Source organism: Rhodococcus sp. P4_F3_2, assembly GCF_056401335.1.
On record NZ_JBFUJN010000263.1, the window covers coordinates 1 to 391 of the forward strand.

A 391-nucleotide genomic window follows, 5' to 3' on the forward strand; every position below is an offset into this window, starting at 1 on the left:
CCCTTCATTATTATCATAATAACATCACTGGGACATTAATTCTTTGTCAAATAATGAAAAAATATAATGTTAAAAAGATGATATTTAGCTCGTCTGCAAACGTTTATGGCAGACCAAAACATGTACCTGTTACTGAGGACTCTCCATTAGGACCGACCAATCCTTATGGACGAACAAAATTGATGATTGAGGAAATTTTAAGCGACTTATACATTTCAGATCATAATTGGAGTATTAGCCTTTTGAGATACTTCAATCCAATTGGGGCGCATGAAAGCGGAAAAATAGGGGAAGACCCTAATGCCACTCCAAATAATATAATGCCCTATATTAATCAAGTTGCGATAGGAAAAAGAGAAAAAGTTAATGTATTCGGCAACGACTACAATAC

General features: G+C 34.8%; 1 protein-coding gene. It reads left to right on the top strand.

Annotated elements, in window-relative coordinates:
* Positions 1 to 391 (top strand): NAD-dependent epimerase/dehydratase family protein (locus tag AC1DWA_RS33655; RefSeq protein ID WP_477917870.1); only part of this gene is annotated, 391 nt, incomplete at both ends.